Below are 12,832 nucleotides of genomic sequence, written 5' to 3'. Positions count from 1 at the left end.
GGTCCAGCATCGGGCACGGACCGGGCCCGGTCTCGCGGAAATCCGACATGAACCTCAGCCGGCCTGCGCCACCCCGGTTCGCCACGCCGACTCGCGCAGCAGCCGCAGCCCGTTGAGGCCGACCAGGACGGTCGAGCCCTCGTGGCCGGCGACGCCGAGCGGGAGCGGGAGGTGACCGATCAGGTCCCACAGGACCAGGACGGTGATGGCCGTGCCGGCGATGACGAGGTTCTGCACGACCAGCCGGCGGGCGGTCCGGGACAGCCGTACGACCGCGGGCACGGCGGCGAGTTCGTCCCGTACGACGACGGCGTCCGCGGTCTCCAGAGCCAGGTCGGAGCCCGCGCGGCCCATGGCGAGACCCGCGTGGGCGGTGGCGAGGGCGGGCGCGTCGTTGACGCCGTCGCCGACGAACAGGACCTTGCGGCCGGCGTCCTGGAGGCCCCGTACGGCATGCGCCTTGTCCTCGGGCAGGAGACCGGCACGGACGTCCGTGAGACCGGTCGCGTCGGCCACGCGGGCGGCGGCCCGCGCGTTGTCGCCGGTCAGCAGGACGGGCGCGGTGCCGGTGAGGTCGGTCAGCGCGGCGGCCGCCCCGGGGGCGTCGGGGCGGAGGCGGTCGGTGAGGGCGAGGGTACCGACGGGGGCACCGTCCCGGGTGACGTGGACGAGGGTCTCGCCGCCGTCCGGTTCGAGGGCCCCACGGCCGTTCGCGTCGTGGGCCGTCCCGTCCGCGCCGGCCGCCGTCTTCGCGCGGCCCACGGTCACGACGTGCCCGGCGACGGTGGCGGTGATGCCGCGGCCGGGGGCGGCCGTGAAGTCCGTGGCGGGGGTGAGGGGCAGGGCCCGGGCGTGGGCGGCGGCCACCACGGCGCGGGCCAGCGGGTGCTCGCTGGCGTGCTCGGCGGAAGCGGCCAGGGCGACCAGGGCGTCCTCGTCGAGGCCGGAGCCGGGCAGCGGGCGTACGGCGGTCACCTCGGGGGTGCCTTCGGTGAGGGTGCCGGTCTTGTCGAGGGCCGTCGTGTCGATCTCGCCGAGGCGTTCCATCGCGACGGCCGACTTGACCAGGACGCCGTGCCGTCCGGCGTTGGCGATGGCGGACAGCAGGGGCGGCATCGTGGCGAGCACGATCGCGCAGGGCGAGGCGACGATCATGAAGGTCATCGCCCGCAGCAGGGCGTCGGTGAGGTTCTCGCCGAAGGCGAGCGGGATACCGAACACCGCGAGCGTGGCGGCCACCACGCCGACCGCGTACCGCTGCTCGATCTTCTCGATGAACAGCTGGGTCGGCGCCTTGGTCCGGGACGCCTCCTCGACCAGGGCGACGATACGGGCGATCACCGAGTCGGCCGGGTCGCGTCCGACCCGCACCCGCAGGACGCCCGTGCCGTTGAGGGTGCCGGCGAAGACCTCGTCGCCGGGGCGTTTGGCGACCGGCAGCGACTCGCCGGTGATGGTGGCCTGGTCGGCCTCGCTGACACCGTCCAGGACGGTGCCGTCGGCGCCGATGCGCTCACCGGGGCGGACCAGCAGGATGTCGCCCAGGGCGAGGCCGGCGGTGGGTACGGACTCCTCGCCGGCGGCGGTCAGCCGGGTCGCCGTGGCGGGCGCGAGGTCGAGCAGTCCGCGTACGGAGTCGGCGGTGCGGGCGGTGGCCAGGGCTTCCAGGGCGCCGGAGGTGGCGAAGATGACGATGAGCAGGGCACCGTCGAGCACCTGGCCGATGGCGGCGGCGCCGAGCGCGGCGACGATCATCAGGAGGTCGACGTCGAGGGTCTTCCCGCGCAGCGCGCGGAGCCCTTCGAGGGCCGGTTCCCAGCCGCCGCACACGTAGGCGACCGCGAACGGGACACCGCTCACCCAGCCCGGCGCCCCGCCGAGGTCCAGTGCGAGACCGGCCAGGAAGGCGACGAGCGAGGCGAGCGCCCACCGCGTCTCCGGGAGGGCGAGCACGCGGGTGCGGCGCCCCGCCGGGACCTCGGTGGACGGCAGGGGCGTGGGAGCGAGAGTCGTGGACACGGGCGCCACCATACAGGAACACATGAAGACTCATTCATCTGTTCATTCATTCAGGTGTTCGTGACCGGTGGGTAGGATGTCCGCATGGGTCATGGAGCCGTCATCCCCGCGCAGGACGCCGCCGAGCGTGTCCGCCTCGACGCGGACAACGTCGCGAAGGTCGCCACCACGCTCCAGGCCCTGTCCACCCCGTCCCGGCTGCTGATCCTCGCCCGGCTGCGCGAAGGGCCGCTGCCGGCGACGGAGTTGGCGGCGGAGGTGGGCATGGAGCAGTCGGCCTGCTCGCACCAGCTGCGGCTGCTGCGCAACCTGGGCCTGGTGGTGGGCGAACGCCGGGGCCGTTCCGTGGTGTACGCGCTGCACGACCACCATGTCGCCGGGCTGCTGGACCAGGCCGTGTACCACGTGGAGCATCTGCGGCTCGGGATCACCGACGCGGCCGAGTGACCGCGCCGGTCCCGTGGGCGCTGCTCGCTGCTCGCCGCGTGCTGCCCGGGCCCGCAGCCCGCTCTAGTCGGTGAACTCCTCCGCTGTGGGCCGCCGTGAGAGCGCCGTCGCCCCGTCCGGGTCGGTCAGCGGTCGCAGCCGGTAGGTGTGGGCGTAGTCGCGGTCCGCGAGGAGCTTGTACTCGTCGTGGGTGTGGGCGCCCCAGCTGTCGTCGCCGCCCACACCCATCTGCCGGTGGTTCAGCCGCAGCACGACCGCGTCGCGCGGGGTGAGCTGGTAGTCGTGCCGCACTCCGGCCGACAGGTCCTCCGGGGTGAAGTGCGAGGCGTTGACCTCCAGCAGCGGTTCGCCGCTGACGAGCAGGCCGCGTCCGTCGCGTCCGGTCAGGGCGGCCCAGCGCACGTCGGTCCTGTTGCCGTTCTCCTGCGGGCGCAGATACGGCGTCCACTGTCCGGCGACGGTGCCGGAGTACAGCCCGACATCGGTGCCGTCGGCGCGGTCCCAGTGGTTCTCCTCGGGACCGCGCCCGTAGTAGCGCAGGCGGTCCAGGCCCCGGGGCAGGAACAGCAGGGTGCCGACCTCCGGAAGGTACGGCAGGCCCGGCGCGCCGGGGTGCAGGGTGTTGCCGACCTTGATCTCGCCGTTGCCGAAGACGGTGTACGTGGTGGTGTACGCGGACGCGGCGGTGGTGGACCCGGTGGAGGTGGGCAGGGTGCCGGTGACGGTGATCTCGACGGCCCGGTCCCGCAGGGCCCGCACCCGCACGTCCGTCACCCGGCGCCGGGCTCCGGCGTCGCGCCAGGTCTGGTTGCGGATGTGCTGGCCGTTGCCCCGGTCGTTGTCGGTGGGCGCCCGCCAGAAGTTCGGTACCGGGCCGGAGTCGATCAGGCGCAGACCGCCGGCCTGGTACGAGGTGATGGTGCCGTCGCGCTTGTCCACCGTGACGGAGAAGCCCTTGCCCCGGACCGTGACGGCCCGGTCGCCGTCCTCGTGGCGCAGTGCCGGGACGCGTTCCAGCGGTACGGGGGTCACGGGCGGGCTGCCCGCGTCGACGGGGAGCTGCTGCGCGGCCACCTCGAAGCCGGCGTCGGCCCACGGGGTGCGTTCCCTGGTGGTGAAGGACAGTCGCAGGAAGTACTCGGCGCCCGGGGCCGGGTTCCGCGGCGGCCGCACGGGCAACGTGATGTCCTTGCCGGACGAGGGCGGCACGTCGAGCTGACCGCGGGTGAGCCTGCCCCGCTGTACGGCCTTCCCGTCGGCGACGAGGGACCAGCTGCCGTCGAACTCACGGAGGCTGGTGAACAGGTACTCGTTGGTGAGGGTGACGCGCCCCGGGGCGGGCGCGCCGCCGGACGCGGGCGTGACGTGGACGGCCTGGTGGATCCGCTTGACCTCGGCGGCCTTTCCGGTGTGGCCGCGGTCGGCGGTGACGATGCCGTCCCCGGCGAAGGCGCCGTCGTTGGGGTTGTCGCCCCAGTCGCCGCCGTAGGCGAGGAAGTCCTTGCCCCGGGGCCGCAGTTCGGTGTGCCCGACGTCGGCCGCGTCGAACCAGAACCGCACCCCTTCGTCACCGGGACCGCGGTTCCCGGAGGCCAGTTCGGTGGCGCCGAGGGCACGCGCGTACACCCGGGCGCGCCGGATGGTGCCGCTGAACTCCCGGGTGGGGTTGTCGACATCGGTGGCGAGGGAGAGCGGCGCGGTGTTGACGTCGGGGCCGCGGGAGGTGGTCCGGGTGGCCCGTCGCGCGCCGTCGGCGTACAGGGTCAGTGTGCCCGCGTCCGCGTCGTAGACCCCGGCGATGTGGTGCTCGCGTCCGGTCCAGTCGTCCGGGACCGCCCAGGTGGCGGTGATCCACCGGCCTCCGCCATGGACGAAGAACTCCAGGTTCCCGCCGTTCTGTTTGAGGGCGTACTGGGTGTCGCCCTTGACGAGGACCGGCTGATGATAGCCCGTCACTTTCGGAGTGATCCACGCCTCCAGGGTCAACGAGCCGGTGAGGTCGAGGCGTTCGTCGCGGGCGAAGACGGTGCCGCCAAAGATGCCGCGGTCGCGGGAGAAGGACCCACTGGGGTTGACGATCTCGCCGCGCAGCCCGGCCGGGCCCGATTCGGTGAGACCGACGCGCGCAGGGGCGGGACGGCGCAGCGCCTGGTCGGCGAAGTCCCAGATCCAGCCGCCCTGGAGCACGTCGTGCCGGCGGACGACGTCCCAGTACTTCTTGAAGTTGCCGTTGGAGTTCCCCATCCCGTGCGAGTACTCGATCATCACGTACGGCCGGGTGTCGGCGGTGTCCTCGGCCCGCTGCTCGACGCGGGCGGGGCTCTCGTACATCCTCGAGCGGATGTCGCTGATGCCGGGGCGGTCGTCGCCCTCGTACTGGATGACGCGGGTGGCGTCCTGGGAGCGGATCCAGTCGTGCATGGCGTTGAAGGTGGTGCCGCCGCCCGCCTCGTTGCCGAGGGACCAGATGACCACCGAGGGATGGTTCTTGTCGCGGTGCACCATGTTCTGCGCGCGGGCGACGCACGCCTCGGTCCAGTCGGGGTGGTTCCCGGGGTACTCGCCGCGGATGCCGTGGGTCTCGAGGTTGGTCTCGCCCACGAGGTAGAGGCCGTACTCGTCGGCGAGTTCGAGCCAGAGCGGGTTGTTGGGGTAGTGGGAGGTGCGGACGGTGTTCATGTTGAGCCGCTTGACGATCCCGATGTCCTCGACCATGTCCGCGCGGGTGAGGGACATGCCGCGGTCGGGGTGCATCTCGTGGCGGTTGGTGCCGCGGAAGGAGACGGGTCTGCCGTTGATCCTCATCAGGCCGTCCGTGAGCGCGAACTCGCGCAGCCCGACCCGGTGCGAGAGCGTCTCGGTCACCGTGCCGAAGGGGTCCCGCAGCCGCAGCACCGCCGTGTAGAGGTAGGGGTGTTCGGCCGACCAGAGCCGCGGTTCGGGCACGCTCCTGGACGCCTGCACCGTGACGTCCTCGCCGGCCGGTACGGAGCCGGTGTCGGCGGTCGACTCCAGGGGCCTCGGCCAGACGGCGTGGCCCCGGGCGTCGTAGAGCTGGGTCTCCACGGTGTACCGGCCCACGCCCTTGCCGCCCGAGTAGTCCCGTACCTGGGCGGTGACATGGAGGGCGGCGGCCGTGTGGCCGTCGCCGAGCGGGGTGTTGAGCGTGAAGTCGCGCAGGTGGACGGCCGGGGTGGAGTACAGGTGGACCGAGCGGAAGATGCCGCTCAGCCGGATCATGTCCTGGTCCTCCAGCCAGTCCCCGTCGGAGTACCGGTAGACCTCCACGGCGATCCGGTTGGAGCCGGGCCTCAGGTGCTCGGTGATGTCGTACTCGGCCGGGGTGAAGGAGTCCTCGTGGTAGCCGACGAGCGTGCCGTTGATCCACACGTAGTGGGCGGATTTGACTCCTTCGAAGTGCAGGAAGGTGCGCCGCCCCGTGGCCGTCCAGCCGCGGGGCACGGTGAAGGTGCGCCGGTACTGGCCGACGGGGTTGAAGCGGGTCGGGGCGGCGGGCGGGCGCGCCTCCTCGCCGAGCCCGTTGGCACCCCACCAGGGATACGTGATGTTGACGTATACCGGCGCGTCGTAGCCGTGCAGCTGCCAGCAGGAGGGGACGGGGAGGGTGTCCCAGGAGCTGTCGTCGAGGTCGGGGCGGTGGAAGTCGGGGTCGCGCTCCTCGGGGCGGTCGACGTGCGCGAACCGCCAGGTGCCGTCGAGGCTCAGCCGGTACGGGGAGCGGGTGCGGTCGGCGTCGAGGGCCTGCTCGAGATCCGCGTACGGCATGAGTGTGGTGTGCGGGGGCTCGGTGCCGAGCCGGAAGACGGAGATGTCGCCGTTCCACTCCGTCCCGTCGGCCGCGACCGGAGCCGCGGCGGGGCCGCCGTCCGGCGCGTCGTCGGCCGCGGCGCCTCGTCCGGCGGCGTACGCGCCGGCGGGCGGCGCGGACAGGGCGAACGCGCCGAGGAGGGCGGCGCCCCCTTCCAGCAGCCGGCGGCGGCTGACGGGCGGCCGTGTGCCGGGACGGGCGGACCGGTCGTCGGGAGACACGTGGGGGTGCGGCATGGCCGTGGCCTTCCTCGGTTCGACAGCGCACCGCCGCACGCACACGGATGCGCGGACAGGGGCCGGGGCCGGGGGAACGTCAGGGCCGGCCCTCAACACACCCTGACGGAGGATGCGTTGCTGTCGGGGGGATCACAACGAGTGATGTCGGAGGTGACGCAAGCGAGCTCTGAGCCAGGCACACCCTAGGACTCGAACACAATCGAAGCAATGATCCTGTCGAGATCTGTGCGACCTTGATGGTTCGATGGCCGAATCCCCGTCGCTCGTCCGTGAACAGCGGGCGCCGGCCGCGACTGCCGGCGAAGGAGAGCCCGCGGGGCGGGCCACGGTCGCGTGGGCCCGCCCCGTGACCACGGTGCGGAATCCCGGCCGGGCCGGAACCGAGCGGGCCGGCTCCGTCAGACAGGGCACGGAGCCGGGTCCTCCCACTGCGCGGGAGTTTCCGCCCGTGCTCGGGCGAGCAGAGCGGCCGGGTCGGGATCCGCCTGCAGGAACCGCAGTACCAGCGTCCACCACTGGTCGAGCCGCTCCCGCCAGTTCCGCCCGCCCGGCATCTCGTCGGTCAGGGTGCAGAGCCCGAAGAACGCGCACACGAGCGTCACGGCCGCGGCCGACGGCTCGACCCCCTTTGCGAGTTCGCCTCTGGTGCGGGCCTGCGCGAGAAGCCGGGTGGCAGCCACCGACCAGGCGTCGAACGGCGTGGGTACGTCGGCCTCGATGGTGCGGCGTTCCGCCCACAGCCGTGCACCGGCACGCGCGACGACGTCCTCGTTGAGGGACCGCGCGACCCGGAAACTGAGACCGACCAGCTTCTCCAGCGGAGGGACGCCGGGCCTGGCGTAGACGGCACCGAGTTGCGGCCAGGTGGCGAACTGCTCGCGGACCACGGCCAGTGCCAGCTTCTCCTTGCTGGAGTAATGGAAATAGATCGCCCCACTGGTTCTTCCCGAGTGATCGCTTATGTCATTGACGCTCGTTCCCGCATATCCCCGCTCGACGAATAGATGTGCCGCCGATTCCAACAGCACCCTGCGGGTCGCACGCGCCCTGTCCTGCACTCCGGTTCCACCTTCGCTCAAACGCGCCAACGCTACGACGGGAAAAGTCGGGCACCACCCATTGAGGCACATGCGTAGCGCGCGAAGATCTTATTATTCCTCGGCCATGCGTGGGAACGGACGGCAACACACCCGGGGTCGACCCCGTCGAACAGAATCGTTTCAGCCGAGTGCGGCGAACCCGCCCCGACCGAGGCCGCGGAACGCCGGAAACAGCTTTCACCAGGCGCGTTGACCGCCCTCCAGGCGTTCCGGCTTTTTTCTCCACCCCGCGCGCGAGAGGCCGACGGACCCCGGCCGGGGCATTCTCATGCACTCGAATTGGTGATTGCGGAAATCGCAGAAGCGAAATTAACGTAATGACCACGATGTTTTCGGGACTCACCCGAAAACGACGACCCGCGTCCGTCGCAGCGCGCTCCATCACGCTCGCGCGACCGCGGCAGCCGTACGGCATCCCCACCACCACTCGTGTCCGCGAGTGGACCAGTCACATCCCGACACGCACCTGCGCCCCGGCATCGAACCGGCTGGCGCGGCCTTGGAGAATGGCAGTTGCATGACAGCTCATCGCATCCTTTCCTGGTCCCCCGCCGCCATCGTCTTCGACTGCGACGGCACCCTGATGGACACGGAACAACACTGGCAGGAGGCCCGGAGCATCACCTTCCGGGCGTTCAGTCTCAAACCGCCGACCGGGTTCGCCGACCGGGCGAAGGGCATGCACTACACCGAGTGCGGCGCGCTCATGGCCGAGGAGACCGGGAAACCGGACCTCGTGGAGGACCTGACCGGGACCCTCCTCGACACGTTCACCGCACTCGTCGACGAGGACCCTGTCACCATGCCGGGCGCCGCCGCCCTGGTCCGGCTGGCCGCCCGCCACCTCCCCCTCGCCGTGGCGAGCAACTGCCCCCGCGAGGTGGTGGAGTCGTGCCTGGACCGGGCCGGGCTTCTCGACTGCTTCGGCCACATCGTGGTCGCCGGCGAGAACGTACGGCCGAAGCCGCAGCCCGACGTCTACCAGGTGGCCGCCCGCCTCTGCGGCGTGCCGCCGGAGGAGGCGCTGGCCGTGGAGGACTCGTTGACCGGCATGGAGTCCGCCCGCCGGGCGGGACTGCGCGTCCTCGGCATCGGACCGTGCCCGCCTGGGCCGGAGGCCAAGAAGGCCGACCTGTGGGTCGCGAGCCTCGCCGACGGGGAACTGCTGTCGTGGGCCCACAGCCGGATCGTCGCGTAGAGGGCACCGGCCCGGACGGGGGGACGTTCAGCCGGTGGAGAGATGAGGCGCCAGGGTGCGCACGGTCGCGGCGGCGGAGGCGAAGAACAGGGCGACGCCCACCGCTCCGGGGTCCGGGATGCCTGTCACCCGCTCGCCCAGGTAGCTCGCCCGGCCTCTGCGCGCCGTCAGGGACGCGGTGTCCCGCACCCCCTGCCATGCGCCGTCGGCCGCCGCGGCCAGAGCCGCCGCGGGCAAAGTGCCCTCCGCCGCCCGCAACGCGGCGGCGGCCGGGGCCAGCGCATCGACGAGTGTCTTGTCCCCGGGTACGGCACCGCCCACACGGCGGATGGCGGCCAGGCCCTGGGCGGTGCCTTCGGCGAGCGCACCCGTGGTCAGCCCGCCGCCGGGGCCGACGACGGAATCGGCGGCCCTGCTCAACGCCTGGAACAACAGACCGAACAGAGGGCCGCTGGTCCCACCGATCTCGTCGAGGAAGGCGGTGGCCACGGCTCCCAGCTCCTTCGCGGAGCCGACCGGGCCTCCCGTCCGGTCGAGCAGCAGCCCGGCGGCCCGGACCCCCGCGGCGAGATTGGTCCCGAAGTCGCCGTCCCCCACCTTCTGGTCCAGCTCGGTCAGCTCGGCCTCGGTGGCGTACACCGATTCGGCGAAGCGACGCATCCAGTCACCGGTCTGCGTGGTGTCGAAAGCGGCGGTCGTCATGATGCCGTCCTCCTGCTCCTGTCACGGGCCGCCGGGAGCCGGACCCTTCGGCCACCGGCCACTCACCATCGCCACGCCGGGGTGTGGACCGGCGCATCGTAGAAGTCCAGCACCGTACGGTCGGCGACCATGAGGGTCAGGGAGAAGCCCCGCATGTCGAGGGCCGTGACGTAGTCGCCGACGAGGTGCCGGGCGAGCCGGACCCGCCGGGCGTCGAGGACACGGCCCAGCTCACCGAAGATGCCGTACAACTCGAGCGACGTGACCGAGCCCAGGCCGTTGACCAGGGCGACGACCGGATCGTCGGGTCCGGGACGCAGTGCGTCCAGCAGCACCCCCGCCATGTCCTCCACCAGCACGCCGACCTGTTTCTGGCTCCGGGTGTGGTCGGCGCGTTCGCCGTGGATACCGACGCCGTACTCCAGTTCGCCGGGCGGCAGCGCGAAGGCCGGCTCGCCGGTGACCGGTGCGTGGTGAGCGGCGGAGGCGACGGCGAGCGTCCGGCACCGGCCTGCCACGGAGGTGCCGAGTTCCACCAGCGCCTCGAGCCCCATTCCGGTGTCCGCGGCGCCGCCCAGGACCTTCTCCACCAGGACCGTGGCGCCCGTGCCGCGGCGCCCGGCGGCGATGTCCTCGGAGTCGGAGGCCAGGTCGTCGTCGACGAGGACCCTCCCGCAGGCGACCCCCGCGTCGCCGAGCCGCTCGGCCGCGATACCGAAGTTGATCCGGTCGCCCGTGTAGTTCTTCACGATGTGCAGCACGCCGTCCGGCCCTGCCACCGCGCGGGAGGCCCGGAAGATCTGCCGGTTGTGCGGAGAGGCGAAGACCCTCCCGGGGCAGGCGGCATCGAGCATGCCCGCACCCACGTATCCGGCGTGCAGGGGTTCGTGTCCCGAACCTCCACCCGAGAGGAGCCCCACAGTCCGTGTCGGCGCGGGGTGCCGGGCGGTGACGTATCCGTCCACGGGGTCGTGGTCCACGAGGTCCTGGTGAGCGCGGGCGAATCCGGCCAGCGCGTCGGGGACGAGTTCACCGGTGCCGTTCTCGAAGTACCTGGTCATGTGCGGCACCCCTTCCGTCCCCGGCGGCGAGGCCGGACGAGTCGGCCTCCGGACGAGACCTCCATGGTGTGGGTGACCTGACGTGTACGGCAACTCGCGCAGCGTGCCGGCCCGGAAAGCGGGCCCCGCGGGTCGGCCGATCGGGTCATGGAGACCACACGTCGACCGGTTCCCCACGCTCCGGAGCAGGGCGTCCCGGCGGGGACGGAAGCGTTGCCGGCGTCCGGTGATCCGCCGGTGGGGGTCAGCCGACCCGCGCGGCGAACGCCTCGTGGGCCCGGACGTCGAAGAGAACGAACCTGACCTCCTCGACAGCCGTGTCGGCCCCCCGCACTGCCTCCACCGCGACACGTGCGGCGTCCTTTGGCGGCCACCCGTACACACCGGTGGAAATGGCCGGGAAGGCCACGGTCCGTGCTCCGAGTGTGTCGGCGACGCGCAGCGCCTCACGGTGGCAGGACGCCAGCAGGTGCGAGCGGTCCTCGGTCGCGCTGAAGACGGGGCCGACGGTGTGGATCACCCAGCGGGCGTCCAGCCGGCCCGCGGTGGTGGCGACGGCCCGGCCGGTGGCGAGGCCCTTGCCGTACTGGGAGGCGCGCAGGCGGCGGCACTCCTGAAGGATCTCCGGGCCGCCACGGCGGTGGATCGCGCCGTCCACGCCGCCCCCGCCGAGCAGTGAGGAGTTGGCCGCGTTGACGATGGCGTCGGCGCGTTCGCGGGTGATGTCGCCCCGGGCGAGGGTGATGGTGGTCATGGCTGCCGCAGCCTCCTCCAGACGGCCTTCGCCGCGTTGTGCCCGGACATGCCGTGCACGCCGGGGCCGGGCGGGGTGGCCGACGAGCAGATGAACACGGCCGGGTGCGGGGTGGCGTACGGGAACAGGGAGAGGCGGGGCCGCAGCAGGAGCTGGAGTCCGGAGGCGGCGCCGGAACCGATGTCGCCGCCGACGTAGTTGGCGTTGCGGGCGGCGATTTCGGGCGGGCCGGCGGTGGCGCGGGCCAGGACGCGGTCGCGGAACCCGGGTGCGAAGCGCTCCAGTTGGCGTTCCACGGCGTCGGTCAGGTCGCCCGTCCAGCCGCTCGGGACGTGTCCGTAGGCCCAGAAGACCTGCTTGCCGGCCGGAGCACGGGTGGGGTCGGCGACGCCGGGCTGCACGGTGATGAGGAACGGCGGGTCGGGGGCGCGGCCCTCCCGGGAGGCGGCGCGCAGGGCGGCGCCGATCTCGGCGCTGTCCGCGCCGATCTGCACGGTGGAGGCCCTGCGGGCCTCGGGCGCGGTCCACGGCACCGGGCCGTCCAGCGCGTAGTCGATCTTGAACACGCCGGGGCCGTAGCGGTAGTTCGCGTAGTGGTTGCCGAGGCCGGCGATGCGGGCGAGGGCGGTGGGCGAGGTGTCGAAGACGTACGCGCGGGCCGGCGGCAGGTCGTCGAGGCGCTTGACGTCGTAGTCGGTGTGGACGGCGCCGCCGAGGTCCTTCAGGTAGGCGGCGAGGGCGTCCGAGATCGCCTGGGAGCCGCCGCGGGCGACGGGCCAGCCGCGGGCGTGCGCGGCGAGGGCGAAGACCAGGCCGACGGCGCCGGTGGCGAAGCCGCCGAGGGGCGCCATCACATGGGCGACGAGTCCGGCGAACAGGGCCCTGGCCCGCTCGTCGTGGAAGCGGCGCGTCAGCCAGGTGGAGGGCTGCAGTCCGACGAGGCCGAAGCGGGCCAGGCCGACCGGGTCGCGGGGCAGCGCGGTGAGCGGCAGGGACATGAAGTCGCGGACCAGGGTGTCCCACCGGGGCAGGAAGGGCTGGACCAGGCGGCGGTACGCCCCGGCGTCGCGCGGGCCGAAACTGGCGGCCGTCTCGCCGACCGACCGGGACAGCACGGCCGCCGTGCCGTCGGGGAAGGGGTGGGCCATGGGCAGGTCCGCGTGCAGCCACTCGAGGCCGTAGCGCTCCAGCGGGAGGGCACGGAACGCGGGCGAGTTGATGCCCAGCGGGTGGGCCGCGGAGCACGGGTCGTGCCGGAAACCGGGCAGGGTCAGTTCCTCGGTGCGGGCGCCGCCCCCGACGGTTCCCTTCGCCTCGAACAGGGCGACGGAGAAGCCGCGCCGGGCCAGCTCCACGGCAGCGGTCAGTCCGTTCGGCCCCGCGCCCACCACGACCACATCGAGCATCGACACCACCTTCGGAACTCCTTCGTCGGCCGACGGCAACCGGATGCGACCAGAGCCCCCGGAGGACCCAGGATATG

9 protein-coding genes are annotated in these 12,832 nt (G+C 72.6%); 2 read left to right on the top strand and 7 right to left on the bottom strand.

Annotation, left to right across the window (positions count from 1 at the left end; all coding sequences use genetic code 11):
* Positions 1-54: 54 nt before the first annotated feature.
* A complete protein-coding gene (locus ACWZEH_RS29710) occupies positions 55-2,031 on the bottom strand; it encodes a heavy metal translocating P-type ATPase (RefSeq protein ID WP_456199906.1) in 1,977 nt (658 codons plus the stop codon).
* Between the two features lie 72 nt (positions 2,032-2,103).
* On the opposite strand from ACWZEH_RS29710, the gene ACWZEH_RS29705 reads away from it, so the two are divergent.
* Complete coding sequence (locus tag ACWZEH_RS29705; protein WP_456194143.1) at positions 2,104-2,466, top strand: ArsR/SmtB family transcription factor; 363 nt, start codon at positions 2,104-2,106, stop codon at positions 2,464-2,466.
* A 63-nt stretch (positions 2,467-2,529) separates the two neighbouring features.
* Here the strand turns inward: ACWZEH_RS29705 and ACWZEH_RS29700 are convergent, their stop codons facing one another.
* Together ACWZEH_RS29700 and ACWZEH_RS29695 are read right to left on the bottom strand one after the other, a co-directional pair.
* The gene (locus ACWZEH_RS29700) at positions 2,530-6,531 is read right to left on the bottom strand and encodes a glycoside hydrolase family 2 TIM barrel-domain containing protein (protein WP_456194142.1); all 4,002 of its coding nucleotides are present in this window, start codon (positions 6,529-6,531) and stop codon (positions 2,530-2,532) included.
* Positions 6,532-6,932: 401 nt separating this feature from the next.
* Positions 6,933-7,592 carry a ScbR family autoregulator-binding transcription factor gene (locus ACWZEH_RS29695; RefSeq protein ID WP_456194141.1) on the bottom strand — a complete coding sequence of 220 codons (660 nt, stop codon included), beginning with the start codon at positions 7,590-7,592 and terminating at the stop codon, positions 6,933-6,935.
* Between the two features lie 559 nt (positions 7,593-8,151).
* Here ACWZEH_RS29695 and ACWZEH_RS29690 point away from each other — a divergent pair.
* Positions 8,152-8,832 carry an HAD family hydrolase gene (locus ACWZEH_RS29690; RefSeq protein ID WP_456194140.1) on the top strand — a complete coding sequence of 227 codons (681 nt, stop codon included), beginning with the start codon at positions 8,152-8,154 and terminating at the stop codon, positions 8,830-8,832.
* A 27-nt stretch (positions 8,833-8,859) separates the two neighbouring features.
* On the opposite strand, the gene dhaL is transcribed toward ACWZEH_RS29690, so the two are convergent.
* The 4 genes from dhaL to ACWZEH_RS29670 form a co-directional block, all read right to left on the bottom strand.
* Positions 8,860-9,534, bottom strand: a complete 675-nt coding sequence (gene dhaL, locus ACWZEH_RS29685) for a dihydroxyacetone kinase subunit DhaL (RefSeq protein ID WP_456194139.1) — start codon at positions 9,532-9,534, stop codon at positions 8,860-8,862.
* A 62-nt stretch (positions 9,535-9,596) separates the two neighbouring features.
* A complete protein-coding gene (locus ACWZEH_RS29680) occupies positions 9,597-10,595 on the bottom strand; it encodes a dihydroxyacetone kinase subunit DhaK (RefSeq protein WP_456194138.1) in 999 nt (332 codons plus the stop codon).
* Positions 10,596-10,839: 244 nt separating this feature from the next.
* Positions 10,840-11,349, bottom strand: coding sequence for an O-acetyl-ADP-ribose deacetylase (locus ACWZEH_RS29675; RefSeq protein ID WP_456194137.1), 510 nt, complete (start codon positions 11,347-11,349; stop codon positions 10,840-10,842).
* Positions 11,346-12,755 carry a phytoene desaturase family protein gene (locus ACWZEH_RS29670; RefSeq protein WP_456199904.1) on the bottom strand — a complete coding sequence of 470 codons (1,410 nt, stop codon included), beginning with the start codon at positions 12,753-12,755 and terminating at the stop codon, positions 11,346-11,348. Before ACWZEH_RS29670 ends, ACWZEH_RS29675 begins: the two co-directional genes overlap by 4 nt.
* Positions 12,756-12,832 lie beyond the last annotated feature (77 nt).

The organism is Streptomyces yamdrokensis, from assembly GCF_053890455.1.
This window is presented reverse-complemented; position numbering and strand designations above follow the sequence as displayed.